The organism is Stenotrophomonas sp. Steno-C17, assembly GCF_056393165.1.
Genome location: NZ_JBWJPD010000024.1, coordinates 44,410 through 61,684 on the forward strand (window position 1 = coordinate 44,410; position 17,275 = coordinate 61,684).

At 67.8% G+C, this 17,275-nt stretch carries 17 protein-coding genes and 1 tRNA gene; 9 read left to right on the plus strand and 9 right to left on the minus strand.

Annotated elements, in window-relative coordinates; translation table 11 throughout:
* Window positions 1-7 precede the first annotated feature (7 nt).
* Genes AC06FA_RS17940 through AC06FA_RS17965 form a run of 6 tightly spaced genes read left to right on the plus strand, consistent with a single transcriptional unit; the run spans window position 8 to window position 6,859 of the window.
* The gene (locus AC06FA_RS17940) at window positions 8-985 is read left to right on the plus strand and encodes an MsnO8 family LLM class oxidoreductase (protein ID WP_478069467.1); all 978 of its coding nucleotides are present in this window, start codon (window positions 8-10) and stop codon (window positions 983-985) included.
* A 17-nt stretch (window positions 986-1,002) separates the two neighbouring features.
* Window positions 1,003-2,346 carry an LLM class flavin-dependent oxidoreductase gene (locus AC06FA_RS17945; protein ID WP_478069468.1) on the plus strand — a complete coding sequence of 448 codons (1,344 nt, stop codon included), beginning with the start codon at window positions 1,003-1,005 and terminating at the stop codon, window positions 2,344-2,346.
* Window positions 2,347-2,350: 4 nt separating this feature from the next.
* A complete protein-coding gene (locus AC06FA_RS17950) occupies window positions 2,351-3,571 on the plus strand; it encodes a M20 aminoacylase family protein (RefSeq protein WP_478069469.1) in 1,221 nt (406 codons plus the stop codon).
* Window positions 3,572-3,576: 5 nt separating this feature from the next.
* Complete coding sequence (locus tag AC06FA_RS17955; protein ID WP_478069483.1) at window positions 3,577-4,128, plus strand: GNAT family N-acetyltransferase; 552 nt, start codon at window positions 3,577-3,579, stop codon at window positions 4,126-4,128.
* Window positions 4,125-5,867 carry an amino acid ABC transporter permease/ATP-binding protein gene (locus tag AC06FA_RS17960; RefSeq protein WP_478069470.1) on the plus strand — a complete coding sequence of 581 codons (1,743 nt, stop codon included), beginning with the start codon at window positions 4,125-4,127 and terminating at the stop codon, window positions 5,865-5,867. Before AC06FA_RS17955 ends, AC06FA_RS17960 begins: the two co-directional genes overlap by 4 nt.
* A 17-nt stretch (window positions 5,868-5,884) precedes the next feature.
* On the plus strand, window positions 5,885-6,859 hold the full coding sequence (locus tag AC06FA_RS17965; protein ID WP_478069471.1) for an ABC transporter substrate-binding protein: 975 nt from the start codon (window positions 5,885-5,887) through the stop codon (window positions 6,857-6,859).
* Window positions 6,860-7,010: 151 nt separating this feature from the next.
* On the opposite strand, the gene AC06FA_RS17970 is transcribed toward AC06FA_RS17965, so the two are convergent.
* Window positions 7,011-8,084: an MBL fold metallo-hydrolase gene (locus AC06FA_RS17970; RefSeq protein ID WP_478069472.1), complete on the minus strand. Its 1,074-nt coding sequence runs from the start codon at window positions 8,082-8,084 to the stop codon at window positions 7,011-7,013.
* A 103-nt stretch (window positions 8,085-8,187) separates the two neighbouring features.
* Here AC06FA_RS17970 and AC06FA_RS17975 point away from each other — a divergent pair, with 103 nt between their 5' ends.
* Window positions 8,188-8,799 (plus strand): TetR/AcrR family transcriptional regulator, encoded by a 612-nt coding sequence (locus AC06FA_RS17975; RefSeq protein WP_478069473.1) that lies wholly within the window; start codon window positions 8,188-8,190, stop codon window positions 8,797-8,799.
* 110 nt (window positions 8,800-8,909) lie between these two features.
* Window positions 8,910-9,929: a phosphotransferase gene (locus AC06FA_RS17980; protein ID WP_478069474.1), complete on the plus strand. Its 1,020-nt coding sequence runs from the start codon at window positions 8,910-8,912 to the stop codon at window positions 9,927-9,929.
* A 161-nt stretch (window positions 9,930-10,090) separates the two neighbouring features.
* On the opposite strand, the gene AC06FA_RS17985 is transcribed toward AC06FA_RS17980, so the two are convergent.
* From AC06FA_RS17985 to amaB, 8 genes are all read right to left on the minus strand, one after another.
* Window positions 10,091-10,960, minus strand: a complete 870-nt coding sequence (locus AC06FA_RS17985; RefSeq protein WP_478069484.1) for a DMT family transporter — start codon at window positions 10,958-10,960, stop codon at window positions 10,091-10,093.
* A gap of 32 nt (window positions 10,961-10,992) precedes the next feature.
* Window positions 10,993-12,042: a UDP-N-acetylmuramate dehydrogenase gene (gene murB / locus AC06FA_RS17990; RefSeq protein ID WP_478069475.1), complete on the minus strand. Its 1,050-nt coding sequence runs from the start codon at window positions 12,040-12,042 to the stop codon at window positions 10,993-10,995.
* Window positions 12,039-13,094 (minus strand): quinone-dependent dihydroorotate dehydrogenase, encoded by a 1,056-nt coding sequence (locus tag AC06FA_RS17995; RefSeq protein ID WP_478069476.1) that lies wholly within the window; start codon window positions 13,092-13,094, stop codon window positions 12,039-12,041. Before AC06FA_RS17995 ends, murB begins: the two co-directional genes overlap by 4 nt.
* 9 nt (window positions 13,095-13,103) lie before the next feature.
* Entirely contained in the window at window positions 13,104-13,874 is a 771-nt protein-coding gene (locus AC06FA_RS18000) for a class I SAM-dependent methyltransferase (RefSeq protein ID WP_478069477.1), read from the minus strand.
* Window positions 13,875-13,879: 5 nt separating this feature from the next.
* Window positions 13,880-14,164: a DUF4190 domain-containing protein gene (locus AC06FA_RS18005; RefSeq protein ID WP_478069478.1), complete on the minus strand. Its 285-nt coding sequence runs from the start codon at window positions 14,162-14,164 to the stop codon at window positions 13,880-13,882.
* A gap of 86 nt (window positions 14,165-14,250) precedes the next feature.
* Window positions 14,251-14,574: a hypothetical protein gene (locus AC06FA_RS18010; protein WP_478069479.1), complete on the minus strand. Its 324-nt coding sequence runs from the start codon at window positions 14,572-14,574 to the stop codon at window positions 14,251-14,253.
* A 61-nt stretch (window positions 14,575-14,635) separates the two neighbouring features.
* Window positions 14,636-15,475, minus strand: a complete 840-nt coding sequence (locus tag AC06FA_RS18015; RefSeq protein WP_478069480.1) for an SDR family NAD(P)-dependent oxidoreductase — start codon at window positions 15,473-15,475, stop codon at window positions 14,636-14,638.
* Window positions 15,475-17,007, minus strand: a complete 1,533-nt coding sequence (gene amaB, locus AC06FA_RS18020) for an L-piperidine-6-carboxylate dehydrogenase (RefSeq protein WP_478069481.1) — start codon at window positions 17,005-17,007, stop codon at window positions 15,475-15,477. Before amaB ends, AC06FA_RS18015 begins: the two co-directional genes overlap by 1 nt.
* A gap of 191 nt (window positions 17,008-17,198) precedes the next feature.
* On the opposite strand from amaB, the gene AC06FA_RS18025 reads away from it, so the two are divergent.
* Window positions 17,199-17,275 (plus strand) — tRNA-Arg (locus AC06FA_RS18025).

Consider the following 17,275-nt stretch of genomic DNA (forward strand, 5'->3'; position numbering starts at 1 on the left):
CCCGCGCATGAGCTACCAGATAAGCGTATTGGACAAGAGCCCGGTGGCCGAGGGTGCAACGCCGGAGCAGGCGCTGCGCAACAGCCTGCAGCTGGCGCAGCGCGCCGAGCAGTTGGGCTACCACCGGTACTGGTTTGCCGAACACCACGCCGCGCCCACGCTGGCCAGCCCGGCACCGGAAGTGTTGGCGGCCTGGGTGCTGGCGCAGACGCGGCGGATCCGCATTGGCAGCGGCGGGGTGATGCTGCGCCATTACGCGCCGTACAAGGTGGCCGAGAACTTCAACCTGCTGGCGGCGCTGGCACCGGGTCGCGTGGATCTGGGCGTGGGCAAGGCCCCGGGCGGTCTGCCTGCCTCGACCGCGGCGCTGGCGGCGGGGCGACCGGCCTTTGCCGATTTCGACCAGCAGGTGCGTGATCTGGAGGGCTATCTGGCCGGCACGCGCGACGACGCGCAGGCACGGCCGGTACCGCAGGCCGCGCCCGAGCGCTTCCTGCTGGGGGCAAGCCCGCACAGTGCACGCCAGGCCGCCGAACTGGGTTGGCGATTCGTGTACGCGGCGCACTTCGACGGCGACCCGCGGCACATTGAAGCGGCCTTCGAGGCGTACCGCGCGCTGTCCACGCAGCCGCCCTTGCTGGCCACCGTGGCCTTCGCGGCGCCCACCGCCGAAGCGGCGGCACGGCATATCGGCGCGCTGCGCGTGTACAAGCTGCACCTGGTGCCGGGGCAGACGGTAAACCTGCCCAGCCCGGAAGCGGCGGCCGAGTATGCACGCCAGGTGGGCGTGACGGAGTTCCGTATCGAGGAAACCCGGCCCAGCGTGCTGTCCGGTGATGCCACGCATGTGCGCGGCGAACTGGACGCGCTGCACCGTCGCTTCGGCGTGGGCGAATTCATCCTGGATGCGCCGGTGGCCGATCTGGATGCGCGCCTGACCTCCCTTGAACTGCTGTCGCCCGCACCGCGCGCGGCGGTGGCCTGACCTGCAGGAGATTCCCCATGAGCACGACCCCGCGTCCCATTCCGTTCGGCATCATGCTGCAGGGCCCTGGCAGCCACATGCATGCGTGGAAGCACGCATCCAACCCGGCCGATGCCAGCGTGAACCTGCAGTTCTACATCGACATTGCACGTACCGCCGAAGACAACGGCATCGCCTTCGGCTTCGTGGCCGATGGCCTGTACATCAACGAAAAATCCATTCCGCACTTCCTCAACCGCTTCGAGCCGATCTCGCTGCTGTCCGCACTCGCCACGGCGACGAAGAAGATTGGGCTGGCCGGGACGTTGTCCACGTCCTACAGCGATCCGTTCACGGTGGCGCGCCAGTTCGCTTCGCTGGATCTGCTCAGTGGCGGCCGCGCCGGCTGGAACGTGGTGACCTCGCCGCTGGAAGGGTCGGGCCGCAACTACGGCCGCCCGCACCCGGAACATGCGCTGCGCTACCAGATTGCTGATGAGTACCTGGACGTGGTGCAGGGCCTGTGGGATTCGTGGGATGACGATGCCTTCGTGCGTGAGCGCGACAGTGGCGTGTTCTTCGCACCGGAGAAGTTCCGCCGCCTGGACCACAAGGGGCGCTTCTTCCAGGTGGAGGGGCCGCTGAACATCCAGCGCTCGCCGCAGGGCCAGCCGGTGATCTTCCAGGCCGGCTCTTCCGACGATGGCATTGCACTGGCCGGCAAGTATGCCGATGCGGTGTTCACCCACTCGCCGTCGCTGGAAGAGACGCGCGCGTTCACCCAGAAGGTGAAGAATTCGGCCATTGCCCATGGCCGCAGCGCAGCCGACGTGAAGATCTTCCCCGGCATCGGCCCGATCGTGGGCCACACCGCCGAAGAGGCCGAAGCCAAGTACCAGGCCATTGCCGCACTGGCGGGACTGGACGACGCGCTGGCCTACCTGGGGCGGTTCTTCGACCACCACGATTTCAGCCAGTACGACCCGGATGCGCCGTTCCCGGAGCTGGGCGAGGTGGGCAGCAATTCGTTCCGCTCCACCACCGATCGCATCAAACAGGATGCCCGCGCGCAGGGACTGACCCTGCGCCAGGTGGCGCTGCAGGCGGTCAGTCCGCGGCCGAACTTCATCGGTACGCCCGAGCAGGTGGCCGACGAACTGATCCGCTGGTTCGACGCCGGTGCCAGTGATGGTTTCATCCTGGGCTTTGCCGCGCAGCGCGAGGGACTGGATGACTTCGTGAACCTGGTGCTGCCGATCCTGCAGGAGCGCGGCTATCACCAGGGTGAGCTGCAGGGCCAGACCCTGCGTGACAACCTGGGGCTGCCGTACAAGGCCAGCCGGCATGCCGGCGACGCCGTGCCGGCGCGGAAGGTGGGGTAGGGCGATGAGCGGAGATATTTCGGTAGCGCCGGGCCACGCCCGGCGGATTTCCGCACCGACCGGCGTGCTGCCGGAGATCGCGGCGCGTGCTGCCGAGGCCATCGCGATACGCCACGACCTGCACCGCCACCCGGAACTGGCGTTCGAGGAACACCGCACCAGCGCCCGCGTGGCGGAGCTGCTGCAGGATTGGGGCTATGCGGTGACCACCGGCGTGGGCGGCACCGGCGTGGTCGGTACGCTGCAGCGTGGCAACGGTACGCGCCGCCTGGGCCTGCGCGCCGACATGGACGCCTTGCCGATCGCTGAGGAATCCGGGCTGGCCTACGCCAGCCAGAACGAAGGACTGATGCATGCCTGCGGCCACGATGGCCATACCGCCATCCTGCTGTCGGCGGCGCATTACCTTGCCCATCATGGGCGCTTCAGCGGCACCCTGCACCTGGTGTTCCAGCCGGCCGAAGAAACCGGTTCGGGGGCCTCGAAGATGATCGACGACGGCCTGTTCGAGCGCTTCCCGGTGGATGCGATTTACGGGCTGCACAACTGGCCCGGCGTGCCGGTGGGGCATTTCGGCTTCGTGGATGGCCCGGCGATGGCTTCGGTGGATTGGGCGCGGCTGAAGGTGATCGGCAAGGGCGGCCACGGCGCCGAGCCGCAGGGCAGCGTGGACCCCATCCTGGCCGCAGCGCATATCGTGACCGCGCTGCAGAGCGTGGTGTCGCGCAATGTCGACCCGCGGCAGATGGGCGTGGTGACCGTGGGTTCGATCCATGGTGGGCAGGCAGCCAATGTGATTCCCGATGCGGTGGAACTGACCCTGACCGTGCGCGCCTACCTGCCGGAGGTGCGCGACACCCTGCGGCGGCGGGTGATCGAGATTGCCGAGCAGACCGCTTCGGCATTCGGCGCGCGCGCGGAGATTTCCTTCCCACGCGGCTTCCCCAGCGTGATCAACCACGCCGAGCAGACCGCGCTCGTTCGTGACGTTGCGCTGCAGGCGTTTGGCCGCGAGCAGGTGGTGGCCGACTTCGCACCGCGCACGGCCAGCGAGGATTTTGCCTTCCTGCTGCAGGCGCGCCCGGGCAGCTTCGTCTTTGTCGGCAACGGTGACAGCGCCTCGCTGCACAGCCCGCGCTACGTCTTCAACGATGCAGCCATTGCGCCAGCCGCCAGCCTGTGGGCGCGGCTGGCTGAACACTATCTGGTGGAGGAGGCGGCATGAGCACGGTGTTCGAGAACGAGCGCTTCCTGTACACGGGCGTGGACGATCCGTTGGCGCGGCCGCTGTTCGATGGGTTGGAACAGGAGTACGACAGCCGCTACGCCGATGTGCGGCGGCGCATTGGCGGCAGCGCCCGCGAGGAACTGCAGCGCTACCCCGCGCAGGCGTTTGCCGCGCCGGTGGGCGCGTTCGTGCTGCTGCTGCGCGATGGCGTGGCCATTTCCGGTGGTGCCTTCATGCCGCACCGCGATGCCGACACCGCTGAGTTCAAGCGCATCTGGACGCTGCCCGGCCTGCGCCGCCAGGGCATCGCGCGACGGGTGCTGCAGGAACTGGAAGATCAGGCCGCACGCCAGGGCTATCGGCGCGTATTCCTGACCACCGGCTTCCGCCAGCCCGAGGCCGTGGGCCTGTACTTGAGCCACGGCTACACGGCGCTGTTCGACCTGCACGCCGATCCAGAGACCATCGCCCATCTGCCGTTCGAGAAGTGGCTGCGCGCGCCGCAGCCGAATGCAGGCGCAGCGGCTGCCGCACGCCAGGAGGTGCATGCATGAGCACGCCATCCACCGCGCTGGATGGGCTGGCCACGCGCCCCGCCGCTGCACCGGCGTTGAACATCGTGCCGGCACGCCACCCGCTGCAGATGGTAGGCACGTTGCTGGCGTTGGCGTTGATCCTGATCGGCCTGCAATCGGTGTTGGGCAATCCGCGTTGGGGTTGGGGCACGTTTGCCGAGTGGTTCTTCGCCAAGCCGGTGCTGGAAGGGCTGGGCCGCACCCTGCTGCTGACCGCGCTGGGCACGGGCCTGGGCTTTGCGCTGGGCACGTTGTTGGCGCTGGCGCGCGTGTCCGGTTCGCCGCTGCTGTCGGCGGTGTCGTGGGGCTATGTGTGGCTGTTCCGCTCGATTCCGCTGCTGGTGCTGTTGCTGCTGCTGAACAACCTGGGCTACCTGTACAGCACCATTGAACTGGGGGTGCCGTTCACCGGCATCAGCCTGTTCTCGTACCCGACCACGCAGCTGATCGGCGTGTTCACTGCGGCGGTGCTGGGGCTGACGTTGAACCAGGCGGCATTTTCAGCCGAGGTGATCCGTGGCGGCATTCTGTCAGTGGACCATGGCCAGTATGAAGCGGCCGCGGCACTGGGCCTGCCGCGGGGGCGCCAGGTGCGCCGCATCATCCTGCCGCAGGCGATGCGCTCGATCCTGCCGGCGGCCTTCAACGATGTGATCGGGCTGGCCAAGAGCACGTCGGTGGTCTACGTGCTGGCGCTGCCCGAACTGTTCTACACCGTGCAGGTGATCTACCGCCGCAACCTGGAAGTGGTGCCGCTGCTGATGGTGGCCACGGTCTGGTACCTGGTGATCCTGACCGTGCTGTCGCTGCTGCAGCGGCGGGTCGAGCAGCGATTTGCGCGTGGCCAGCTGCAGCGTGAGCGCAGCATATCGCGGGTGTCTTCGGTGCCGCGTGCGCGCGCTGCCGCGCCGGGCGATAGTGAGCGCCCACGGGTGGCGGTGCCGGTGGAAGCCGGGCAGGGCGCGGCCGTCACGCTGCACGGCGTCGGCAAGGTATTCGACGAGCAGGCGGTGCTGGACGATGTGAGCCTGGACCTGCGCGCGGGCAGCGTGACGGTGCTGGTCGGTCCTTCCGGCGCGGGGAAATCCACGCTGTTGCGGCTGATCAACCATCTGGAACGCGCCGACAGCGGTTACGTGAGCGTGGCCGGGCAGCTGATCGGCTACCGCCGCGACGGCGACACGCTGTACGAACTGCCCGAGCGTGAGATCCGTCGCCGCCGCGCCGAGGTCGGCATGGTGTTCCAGGGCTTCAACCTGTTCCCGCACCTGACCGCGCTGGAAAACATCATGGAAGCGCCGATTGCGGTGCGCGGCGTGCCGCGCGTGCAGGCCGAGCAGCAGGCGCGTGCCTTGCTGCAGCGGGTGGGCCTGGCCGACAAGGCCGATGCGTTCCCACGGCAGTTGTCCGGCGGGCAGCAGCAGCGCATTGCGATTGCGCGCGCGCTGGCGCTGCAGCCGAAGGTGCTGCTGTTCGATGAACCAACCTCGGCACTGGACCCCGAGCTCGTATCGGAAGTGCTGAGCGTGATCGAGGAACTGGCGCGCTCGGGCACGACCCTGGTGATCGTGACCCATGAACTGGCCTTCGCCCGCCGCGTGGCCGACCACGTGGTGATGATGGACCAGGGCCGGGTGATCGAGCAGGGCACGCCCGAGGCGCTGTTCGAGCGCCCGCGCCAGCAACGCACCGCCGATTTCCTGGCCAAGACCCTGTAACTCTTTCGAGCGACCCTATGAGCCCTGCATCACACCGTCGTCCTTCGCGCAGCACGCTGCTGGTTGTGGGTGTGCTGGTGATCGGCATTGCCGGCATTGTCTATTCGCGCGTGCGGCAGGCACCGGCGCCCGTGGCGCCTGCCAGCGTTACCTTGGCCGGTGCCGACGCACCGGTGCTGCGTGGCACGCCTGATCCGAAGGCACAGGCACTGCTGCCGCCCGGCTACCGTTTCGTGACCCCCGGCGTGCTGACCGTGGCTACCCACCCGGCGCAGTTGCCGTTGGCCGACTATGGTGCCGACAGCAAGCGGGTGGTTGGCGTGGAGCCGGACATCGCGCAGCTGATTGCCGACGGCCTGGGCCTGAAGCTGGTGCTGGTGCCGGTAGCGTGGGCCGACTGGCCGCTGGGGCTGGAATCGGGCAAGTACGATGCGGTGCTGTCGAACGTGACCGTGACTGAAGAGCGCAAGAAGAAGTTCGATTTTTCCAGCTATCGGTTCGACCTGCTGGGCATCTACACGCGCACCGACGGCCCGATCCAGAAGATCGAGAAGCCTGCCGATGTGGCGGGGCTGAAAGTGGTGGTGGGGGCCAGCACCAACCAGGACCAGATCCTGCGGCATTGGGACCAGCAGAACATTGCTGCGGGCCTGAAGCCGGTGGAATACCAGTACTTCGACGATGCGGTGGTGGGGCGGTTGGCGGTGATTACCGGGCGTGCGGACGTGTCGTTTGAACCGAACGCGACCGGCGCCTACTCGGCGCGCGATGGCAAGGTGCGCCGGGTGGGTCTGTTCCCCGGCGGCTGGCCGGATTCGGCGGCGATTTCCGCGACCACGCGCAAGGGCAGCGGGCTGGCCGATGCGATTACCCAGGCGTTGAACACGCAGATTGAAAGCGGCACCTATGCGCAGGCACTGCAGCGCTGGAACCTGGCGGAGGAAGCCGTGCCGCAGTCGCAGACCAACCCGCCGGGGTTGCCGGGGTTCTGATGCAGGCGTGCCAACCAAGGTTGGCACCTACCGGAAAGCGAGCGGTTTGTGCTTTGGTAGCGTCGAGCTTGCTCGACGAAGCGTGCCAACCAAGGTTGGCACCTACCAGGGCCAAGCGTGCCAACCAAGGTTGGCACCTACCGGGGTGGGGTTATCGGGGGGATTCCCACCAGCGGGTGCCGGGCGTGGGGGCCTGCATGTCCAGGGCTTCGCCCATGATCGGGGTGGCGACCGGCACATTGTGGGCGGCGGCCAGGGCGGTGATGCGTTCGAACGGTTGCTGCCAGTCGTGCAGGGCCAGGTCGAAGGTGCCGTTGTGGATCGGCAGCAGCCACTTGCCGCGCAGGTCCAGGTGCGCCTGCAGGGTCTGTTCGGGCTGCATGTGCACGAAGGCCCAGCGCTCGTCGTAGGCGCCGGTCTCGATCATGGTCAGATCGAACGGGCCGTACTTTTCTCCAATGGCCTTGAAGCCATCGAAGTAGCCGGTATCGCCGCTGAAGAAAATGCGGAAGTCTTCATCCTGGATGACCCACGACGCCCATAGGCTGCGATCGCTGTCGCCCAGGCCGCGACCGGAAAAGTGCTGGCCCGGCGTGGCGGTCAGGCGCAGGCCGCCCGCGATGGTGCTCTGCCACCAATCCAGTTGTTCGACCTTGTTGGCATCGATGCCCCAGGCAATCAACTGGTCGCCCACGCCCAGCGGCGCGATGAAACGCGTGGTCTTGCCGGCCAGCGCCAGCACGGCGGCATGGTCCAGGTGGTCGTAGTGGTTGTGCGACAGGATGACGCCGGCGACGGGCGGCAGTTCGTCGATGCTGATCGGCGGTGCGTGGAAGCGGGCCGGGCCCATCCACTGCACCGGCGAGGCGCGTTCGGAGAACACCGGATCGGTCAGCCAGTACTGGCCGCGCAGCTTCAGCAGCAGGGTGGAATGACCCAGGCGGAACAGGCTGCGGTCGGGCGCGGCGTCCAACGTTGCGCGGTCCAGCGGCTGCACCGGAATGGGCTGCGTGGGCACGGTGCCCTTGGGCTTGTTGAACAGGAAGGTCCACCAGATCTCCAGGCCATCGCGCAGGCCCATGGCCGGCTTCGGCAGGACATTGCGGAACTTGCCGTCGCGGTACTGGGGCGAGTCGGGGAAGTCGGGCAGGGACCAGGATTTGCAGAACGTATAGGCGGTCACGGCAAGGGTTCCAAGCAGGAGGACAAGGAGCAGGCGCTTCATCGGGGACGTCCGCTGGGTACACTGCACAGTGTAGTTTCCGATTTCGGGAAAGTACACTGGCCGGTGTAAAATGTCGGCATCCGTTCAGAATCCTGGTAACGCCATGTCCCGCGCCCCGCAACGCCTGACCGACCGCAAACGCGAAGCCATCGTGCGCGCGGCGGTGGAAGAGTTCCGCGCGGCCGGCTACGAGGCCACCAGCATGGACCGCATCGCGGCGGCGGCCGGCGTTTCCAAGCGCACGGTCTACAACCATTTCCCCAGCAAGGAAGAGCTGTTCGCGCTGATCCTGGAAGAGCTGTGGCAAAGCAGCGTGGCCAGCGTGGACGTGCCGTACCAGGCCGATGCCCCGTTGCAGGCACAGTTGCTGCAGTTGCTGGCGAAGAAGCTGGAGCTGCTGGGCGATCCCAACTTCATTGATCTGGCACGGGTGGCGATGGCTGAAATCATCCATTCGCCCGAACGTGCGCAGGCCATCGTCTGCCGCATGGGCGAAAAAGAGGGCGGGGTAAGTGCGTGGATCCGCGCGGCGGTGGCCGATGGCCGCCTGCGCGAGGTCGATCCGGAATTTGCCGACCAGCAGTTGCAGGGCTTGGTGAAGGGTTTTGCGTTCTGGCCGCAGGTGACGTTGGGGCAGCCGCCGCTGGCGCCGGCCGAACGCGCTCGGGTGGCCGAATCGGCGGTGGCGATGTTCCTGGGGCACTACGCGAAGTGACATAGCGCTGCGCTGTTTTGTCGCAGCTGGCCGAAGGTGTGACCGGTTTGCCTGCGCGCTGTAAAGCGTGTCTGCGATAGTGGGCGTGCCCTCCACGCACTCTGGTTTTCATGTCACTTGCAACGGCGCCGCAGATCGGGGAAGTCCTGCAGCAGTCCTATGGCATCACGCCCACGGCGGTGGTGTCGCGCGCGGTGGGCGCCGATGCCCACGCGGCGGTGTACCGCATTGATGCGCGCAACGGACAGTGGTGGCTCAAATGCCGCCGCTACCAGGTAAATCCGGCGGTGTGGGACAGCCTGCATTGGTTGCGCGGCACGCTGGGCATCGAGGAGATCGTGGCGCCGTGGCCGACCCTGGCCGGTGCCGCGTCGGCACAACGCTGGGGCCTGCAGTTCACGCTGTTTCCCTACATAGAAGGGCAATCGGGTTTCGAGGCACCGCTGAGTACGACGCAGTGGCAGCAGTTGGGCCACGTGTTGCGGCGTCTGCACGAGGCGCGCCTGCCCGAGGCGCTGGCGCGCGCGCTGCCGCAGGCGGCATTCGATAGCGAAGCGCTGCTGACGGTGGGGCAGTGGCTGCAGCAGCCCGGTGCGCTTCCGACCGCCAGCGACCGCTGGGGTGAGGCCTTCCGTGCGGTGTGGCAGCAGCAGCACGGGCGTATCGCGCAGCTGCATGCACGCGCCGAGGAACTGCAGCAGGGCCTGCAGGACCAGGTTGTAGAGCTGCGGGTCTGCCATACCGATCTGCATGCCGGCAACCTGCTGATGGATACCGCAGGCGGGCTGCATCTGATCGACTGGGATGGGCTGGCACTGGCCCCGCGCGAGCGCGACCTGATGTTCGTGGGCGGGGCGGTGGGCGGGCGCTGGGGTCGTGAGCGCCCGCCGGGTTTCGTCGAAGGCTATGGCGAAGACCTGGGCGATGCGCGATGGATTGCCTGGTACCGGCACGTGCGCGTGTTGCAGGATCTGATGGAGTTCCAGCAGATGCTGCTGGGTGCCGAAGCGCAGCAACGCGCGGTGCAGCAGCGGCGGCAGGCGCTGCATTTTCTGGGGGAACAGTTTGCGCCGGGGAATGTGGTGGATGCGGCGGAGCGCGCGTACCGCGTGGCGTGCTGCGTTTTGTAGAGTCGAGCTCGCTCGACTGCGGTGTTTTGTAGAGTCGAGCCATGCTCGACTGCTCTGGGACATTCAGTCGAGCAAGCTCGACTCTACGAAGAGCAGGGGCAGTCGAGCATGGCTCGACTCTACGAACGGCAGGAGCGAGGGCAGTCGAGCATGGCTCGACGCTACAAGGGTGCTTGTGGCGTGCGGGCGCGGCGGGCCAGTACGGCTTCGCGGTGGGCGATGTAGGCGTTGGCGGCCAGGATGATGCCGGCGCCGATCAGGGTCCAGCGGTCGATGGTTTCGCCAAACAACAGCCAGCCACACGCGGTCACCAGCGGCAGCTGCAGGAAACTGATCGGGGTGAGTGCGGAGACTTCGCCCAGGCGTAGTGCGCGGGTCCACAGCAGCTGGCCAACGGTGCCCATCACGCCGGTGGCCGCCAGCCACACCCAGGCCATGCCGCTGGGCGGCACCCACACAAACAGCGCCGGGACCAGCGACAGCGGCACCCAGAACACGTAGGTGTACAGCACCACCGTATCGGCACTGTCCACGCGGGTGAGCTGCTTGATCTGGATCGCCACCAGTGAGCTGAGCAGGGCGGCGGCCACGGCCACCAGGCTGCCTGCAGAAAAACCGGCGGTGCCGGGGCGCACGATCACCAGCACGCCGATGAAGCCGATCACCACCGCCGCCCAACGGCGCACGCGCACGATCTCGCCCAGCCACAGCACCGCGGCAATGGTGACGAACAGCGGCGTGGAATAGGACAGCGACACCGCCTGCGCCAGCGGCAGATGGCCCAGCGCCCAGAACGCGCACAGCATCGAGGCCAGGCCGATGGCACTGCGCAGGAAGTAGCGCGGCAGCTGCTGGGTCTTCAGCGGCGCACGGCCCGGGCGCAGCAGCATCGGCAGCAGCGCCAGCAGGCCGAAGGCATTACGGAAGAACGCCACTTCCTGGGTGGGCACGTAGCGGGTGGCGTAACGGATGGCCACGGCCATCAGGCCGAACGCCAGGGTGCTGCCCAGCATCAGCAGCGCCGCCCGCAACGGGGCGGCGGCCGGACCCTGCACGGCAGGGTTCACCACTGTGCGCCGAGCAGGCGCGGTTCCGGTTCAATTGGCACGCCGAACTTTTCCAGCACCGAGGCGGAAATGCGCCGGGCCAGGGCCAGCAGGTCGGCGCCGCTGGCGTTGCCGTGGTTCACCAGCACCAGCGCGTGGCTGGCGGCAACGCCGGCATCGCCTTCGCGGAAGCCCTTCCAGCCGCAGGCGTCGATCATCCACGCCGCCGACACCTTGCGCTGGTCCTCGCGTTCGGCCGGGAATACCGGAAGCTCGGGGAAGTGCTGCAGCAGCACCTCGGTCTGTTCCAGCGGCAGCACCGGGTTCTTGAAGAAGCTGCCGGCATTGCCCAGCACGTCGGGGTCGGGCAGCTTGCGGCGGCGGATGGCGATCACTGCGTTGGCCACGTCCACCGCGCTGGGCAGTTCCACTCCCTGCGCCTGCAGTTCCTCGCGGATACCGGCGTAATCCATGCGCAGGTCGTGCAGCAGCGGCAGCTTCAGTTCGATGGCGGTGATCAGGTAGCGATCGGCCTGCTGCTTGAACACGCTGTCACGGTAGCCGAAGCCACACTGCTCGTTGTCCAGCCGCACCCAGACCTGCTCCTGGCAGTCCCAGGCTTCGACGGTCTGGATGAATTCGCCCACCTGCGCGCCGTAGGCACCAATGTTCTGGATTGGCGCAGCACCGGCGGTGCCGGGAATCAGCGCCAGGTTTTCCAGACCGGACAAACCATTCTGCAGCGACCACATCACCAGCCCGTGCCAGGGCACACCGGCCCCGGCGCGGATGACCGCGTGGTCGGCGCGGTGTTCCAGGAAGCTGATATCGCGGTTGCCGAACACCAGTACGGTGCCGGGCAGATCATCGGCAATCAGCACGTTGCTGCCACTGCCCAGCACCAGCAGCGCGCCGGTGGCAACGCTGGGCAGGGCCAGCACGTCGGGCAGCAGGGCCGGGTCATGCAGTTCCAGCAGCTGCGCCGCGTTGGCGCGCACGTGGAAGGTGTTCAGCGCCTGCAGCGGCGCGTTTTCGGTCAGGGTCCAGCGCAAGGGGGCGGTACTCACAGCGGCGCCACCGCGCCACGGCTGGGCGCCTCGCGGCGGCGACGGATCGCCTCCACGCAGTCGGCCACCAGCGCCGGGCCCTTGTAGATCAGACCGCTGTAGCACTGCACCAGCGAGGCGCCGGCGGCCATCTTGGCCACCGCATCGGCGCCGGAGAGGATGCCGCCCACGCCGACCAGCGGAATGGATTCGGGCAGGCGCGCGCGCAGGCGGCGCAGCACCAGGGTGGACTGGTCCAGCACCGGCGCACCGGACAGGCCACCGGCCTCGCTGGCCAGCGGATCGCCCGCCACGCGGCTGCGGTCGATGGTGGTGTTGGTGGCGATAACACCGTCCACCTGCAGTTCGCCCAGCACACGGGCGGCAGCATCGATATCGCGCTCGCTCAGGTCCGGCGCCACCTTCACCAGCATCGGCACGCGACGGCCATGCTGCGCGGCCAGCGTTTCCTGGCGGTCGCGCAGCTGTGCCACCAGCTGGCGCAGCGCGGTCTCTTCCTGCAGCTCGCGCAACCCGGCGGTGTTGGGCGAAGAGATGTTCACCGTGATGTAGTCGGCCAGCGCGTACACCTTGTCCAGGCAGGCGATGTAATCGTCGGCCGCCTGTTCGTTGGGGGTGTCCTTGTTCTTGCCGATGTTGATGCCCAGCAGGCCGCGGCGGTCACGCGCGCGCTCCACGTTGCGCACCAGCGCATCCACGCCCGCATTGTTGAAGCCCATGCGGTTGATGATGGCCTGGTGGGCCGGCAGGCGGAACAGGCGCGGCTTGGGATTGCCGTCCTGCGGGCGCGGGGTGATGGTGCCGATTTCCACGAAGCCAAAACCGAGCGCGAACAGCGCATCGATGTGCTCGCCATTCTTGTCCAGACCGGCGGCCAGGCCGACCGGGTTGGGGAAGGTCAGCCCGAACACCGTGCTGGGCATCGGCGCGATGCGTGCGGCCAGCAGCGGCGTGGTGCCGGTGCGGTAGGCCAGGTCCAGGGCGGACAGGCCGAGGCCGTGGGCGCGCTCGGCGTCGAGCGAGAACAGGAAGGGGCGGGCAAGCGAATACATGCGGTGGTTTCAGTCCAGCGTGCCGAGGAAGGCTCGGGTTTGATATTCAAAGGCGACCTGGCCGTCCACCGCGTGGGCGGCGAACAGGTCCTGCAGGGCGGCCAGCATGGCGTCGTGGCGCGGGTGCCCGGCCTGCGGCGCATACGAGGACGACAGCAGCCGACCGCGCAGGGCGTCCAGGTCCAGGTGCTGCACGTTGGGCAGCTGCACCCAGCCGCGCAGGCCAGGGCCGAACCAGGCCTGCATGGTGGCATCGTCCTGGTAGCGCTCGGCCACGGCGGTGTAGTCGGTGCCGAAGTCCAGCAGCAGCTGCTCGTAGCCGACCAGGAACGGGCTGGCGTCGAGCAGGCGCGAGTTCCAGTACACCAGGGCCAGGCCGCCGGGGCGCAGGATGCGCTGCCACTCGGCGCGCACGGCCACGGTATCGAACCAATGGAACGCCTGTGCGGCCGACACCAGATCCACGCTGGCGTCGGCCAGGCCAGTGGCTTCGGCGCGGCCATCGACGGCGCGGAACTGCGGATACTGCGGCGCCAGCCACTGCTGCGCGGCGGCGCGCATGGCGGCATTGGGTTCCACCGCCACCAGCGGGTGGCCCGCGGCCAGGAACTGACGGCTGGAAATGCCGGTGCCGGCGCCGATGTCGGCCACCTGGGCCGCGCTGGGCACGGCCATCGGGCCATGCAGCCAATCGATCAGCGCGGCAGGATAGTCGGGCCGGTACCGCACGTAGTCGGCCACCCGGCTGCTGAAGCGTTCGGTGCTGTCGGAAGTGTTCATGGCCGTCAGTTCGCCATCGCGACCAGCCAGGCCACGCCGCCGAAGAACATGACCAGGGCGAGGAAGCCCAGCAGCACCATGCCCACGTTCACCCACCCCAGGATCAGCCCAGTCAGGGCCAGGCCATCGCCTTCCAGGTCGGTGGGGCGGCGGCGGATTTCGGCGCGGGCCATGTGCCCGGTAATGATGGCCAGGATGCTGGCCACGAACGGCAGCACCGTCCAGCCTGCAATGCCCAGCACCAGGCTGAACACGGCCACGGTGCTGGTCTGTCGGGGTGCCACGCTCATCGGGGTCCTCCTTGGCAGTGCGCACATGATAGTGCCTGCGGGCGGCCAAGCCCAAGGGCGCGGCGGGGTGGCGCGTTGAACGGGCGCTACAGGTAGGGGCAGTTGGAGGAGTACAGCATGGCCGCACAGACCAGCGTCATCAGCAGGTTGCGCAGAAATGCGAGCACCTGCCAAAGCACCCACGCATACAGCAGGGGCACGACCGTGCTGAGGAGCAGGCTGGGCAGGACCAGGTTGTCCTTCCGCAGGGCATAGCCGCGACGGTACCGCTGGATCAGCGCCAGCACGCCGAGCACCAGGCCGACCAGGCTGCCGAGGAAGGGCAGGGGGAACACGCCCAGGATGGTCGCCGTCATGCTGGCGACGGCCAGTTCGCTGCGTGGGGGAAGGGGGATGGGCGGGGGTGCCATGGCAGTCCGTTGCGCGTGGTGGAGGCCCCACCCTAGCGCATTGCGGGCGGGCCGGCCCGGGTCAGCCCATCAGTACCTGGCCGCCATCGACATTGAGGACGTGGCCGGTGATCCAGCGCGCCAGCGGTGAGCACAGGAACAGCGCGGCGTTGGCGATCTCCTGCGGGTGGCCGAAGCGGCCGAACGGTATCTTCGCCAGGGTGCCGTGGTACAGCGCCGGATCGTCCACGCGGCGGCGATCCCACAGGCCGTCGGCGAACTCGATCGAGCCCGGGGCGATGGCATTGACGCGGATGCGGTGCGGTGCCAGCGCCAGGGCCTGCGAGGTGGTGTAGTGCGAAAGCGCGGCCTTGGCTGCCGCATACGGTGCGCCAGCCGGGCGCGGCTGCTGTGCGGCAATGGAAGACAGGTTCAGGATGCAAGCATCGTCGGAGGCACGCAGCCACGGCTGTGCCAGCCGCGACGCACGCACCGCCGCCATCAGGTCGATCTGCAGGCTGGCGGCCCAGCCGTCTTCATCGTCGGCCATGCCGTAGCCGGTGGCGTTGTTCACCAGCACGTCGATGCCGCCCAGTGCGTCGGCGGCGGTGTGCAGCCAGGCGTCGATCTGCGCCAGGTCGGCCAGGTCGACCGACGCGGTATGCAGCGGCGTGCCTTGGGCGTGCGCGTCGGCCTGCAGCGCGTCCAGGCCGGCCTGGCCACGCGCGCAGACCGCCACCTGTGCACCGGCGCGGGCAAACGCCAGCGCCAGTTCACGGCCGATGCCCTTGCTGCCGCCGGCAATCAGCACCCGGCGGCCGGTGAAGTCGAGGGTCGGAGCCCCTGCGGGGGGCCGACCCTGGGCAGGGGTCAGATCCCCGCAGGGGCGCTGACCCACAGCCGTGGCCGGAACGTCTGCCATCACAGATCGAACTTGATGCCCTGGGCCAGCGGCAGCGAGTCCGAGTAGTTGATGGTGTTGGTCTGGCGGCGCATGTAGACCTTCCACGCATCCGAACCGGATTCGCGACCACCGCCGGTGTCCTTCTCGCCACCGAAGGCGCCGCCGATTTCCGCACCGGACGTGCCGATGTTGATGTTGGCGATGCCGCAGTCGCTGCCGGCAGCCGACAGGAACTTCTCGGCGGTCTTCAGGTTCTGGGTGAAGATGGAGGACGACAGGCCCTGCGGCACACCGTTCTGCATGTCGATGGCTTCATCGATGCTGTCGTACGGCATGACATACAGGATGGGCGCGAAGGTCTCGTGCTGCACCACCGCGTCGCTGTTCTTCAGGCCCGACACGATGGCCGGCAGCACGAAGTTGCCGGCGCGGTCGATGCGGGTGCCACCGGTTTCGATGGTGCCGCCGGCAGCCTTGGCCTGGGCAATGGCATCCAGGAACTGCTGCACGGCGCCTTCGCTGTTCAGCGGGCCCATCAAGTTGGCCGCATCGGTCGGGTCACCGATCTTGCCTTCCACCTGCTTGTAGGCCTTCACCAGCGTGGCCAGCACATCGGCGTAGATCGAGCGGTGCACGATCAGGCGGCGGGTGGTGGTGCAGCGCTGGCCGGCGGTACCGACCGCACCGAACACGATGCCCGGCACGGCCAGCTTCAGATCGGCGGTTTCGTCCAGGATGATGGCGTTGTTGCCGCCCAGTTCCAGCAGGCAGCGGCCAAGGCGGCGGGCCACCTTTTCATTCACGGTGCGGCCGACCTGGGTGGAGCCGGTGAAGCTGATCAGCGGCACGCGGCGGTCGTCCACCAGGGTTTCGGACAGGGCGGTGCCAGCGTCGTTGACCAGGAAGAAGATGTCCGGGAAACCGGCTTCGCGCAGCGCTTCGTTGCAGATGCGCATGGAGGCGATGGCGGTCAGCGGGGTCTTGTTGGACGGCTTCCAGATGCAGATATCGCCGCAGATGGCGGCCAGGAAGGCATTCCAGCTCCACACCGCCACCGGGAAGTTGAAGGCCGAGATGATGCCGACCAGGCCCAGCGGGTGGTACTGCTCGTACATGCGGTGGCCGGGGCGCTCGGAATGCATGGTGTAGCCGTACAGCATGCGGCTCTGGCCCACGGCGAAATCGGCGATGTCGATCATCTCCTGCACTTCGCCATCGCCTTCGGGCTTGCTCTTGCCCATTTCCAGCGCAACCAGCGAACCCAGGGCGTCCTTGTGCTTGCGCAGCGCTTCGCCGCACAGGCGCACGGCCTCGCCACGGCGCGGGGCCGGGGTGGTGCGCCAGACCTTGAAGGCTTCCTGCGCACGGGCGATGACGATTTCGTACTCGGATTCGGTGGTGGCGCGCACCTGCGCGATGGCCTCGCCGGTGGTCGGGTTCACCGGGGTGATCAGCTCACCACCATTGGCCTTGGACCATTCCCCGTTGCCCAGGTAGGTGCCGGCGTTGATCGCGTCCAGGCCAAGGGATTTGAGCAGCTCGGAAGACATGCAGACTCCTGTATTTCGTTACGTTGTAGGCGCCGCCGCGGGCAGGTGGGGGATGCAGCGGACTGAACCGCCGATGGTAGCAGAGCCGCCCGGATGCCCATGGTGCGGCGCGCCAGCGGGCTGGGAGTGGGGGAGGGGGAAGATGAATGCTTGGAGGGCAGGGGGCTTGCCTGTAAACTTGGCGGCTGCATGGCCCCGTAGCTCAGCTGGATAGAGCGTCCCCCTCCTAAGGGGAAGGTCGCCCGTTCGAATCGGGCCGGGGTCACCA

Excerpts from the sequence above, each read along its gene's own strand:
- AC06FA_RS18015 (WP_478069480.1), bottom strand. The coding sequence starts at position 15,475 with ATGGCAGACGTTCCGGCCACGGCTGTGGGTCAGCGCCCCTGCGGGGAT.
- AC06FA_RS17995 (WP_478069476.1), bottom strand. The coding sequence starts at position 13,094 with ATGTATTCGCTTGCCCGCCCCTTCCTGTTCTCGCTCGACGCCGAGCGC.
- AC06FA_RS17940 (WP_478069467.1), top strand. The coding sequence starts at position 8 with ATGAGCTACCAGATAAGCGTATTGGACAAGAGCCCGGTGGCCGAGGGT.
- AC06FA_RS17945 (WP_478069468.1), top strand. The coding sequence starts at position 1,003 with ATGAGCACGACCCCGCGTCCCATTCCGTTCGGCATCATGCTGCAGGGC.
- AC06FA_RS18005 (WP_478069478.1), bottom strand. The coding sequence starts at position 14,164 with ATGAGCGTGGCACCCCGACAGACCAGCACCGTGGCCGTGTTCAGCCTG.
- AC06FA_RS17970 (WP_478069472.1), bottom strand. The coding sequence starts at position 8,084 with ATGAAGCGCCTGCTCCTTGTCCTCCTGCTTGGAACCCTTGCCGTGACC.
- AC06FA_RS17950 (WP_478069469.1), top strand. The coding sequence starts at position 2,351 with ATGAGCGGAGATATTTCGGTAGCGCCGGGCCACGCCCGGCGGATTTCC.
- AC06FA_RS17960 (WP_478069470.1), top strand. The coding sequence starts at position 4,125 with ATGAGCACGCCATCCACCGCGCTGGATGGGCTGGCCACGCGCCCCGCC.
- AC06FA_RS18000 (WP_478069477.1), bottom strand. The coding sequence starts at position 13,874 with ATGAACACTTCCGACAGCACCGAACGCTTCAGCAGCCGGGTGGCCGAC.
- AC06FA_RS17975 (WP_478069473.1), top strand. The coding sequence starts at position 8,188 with ATGTCCCGCGCCCCGCAACGCCTGACCGACCGCAAACGCGAAGCCATC.
- amaB (WP_478069481.1), bottom strand. The coding sequence starts at position 17,007 with ATGTCTTCCGAGCTGCTCAAATCCCTTGGCCTGGACGCGATCAACGCC.
- AC06FA_RS17980 (WP_478069474.1), top strand. The coding sequence starts at position 8,910 with ATGTCACTTGCAACGGCGCCGCAGATCGGGGAAGTCCTGCAGCAGTCC.
- AC06FA_RS18010 (WP_478069479.1), bottom strand. The coding sequence starts at position 14,574 with ATGGCACCCCCGCCCATCCCCCTTCCCCCACGCAGCGAACTGGCCGTC.
- AC06FA_RS17965 (WP_478069471.1), top strand. The coding sequence starts at position 5,885 with ATGAGCCCTGCATCACACCGTCGTCCTTCGCGCAGCACGCTGCTGGTT.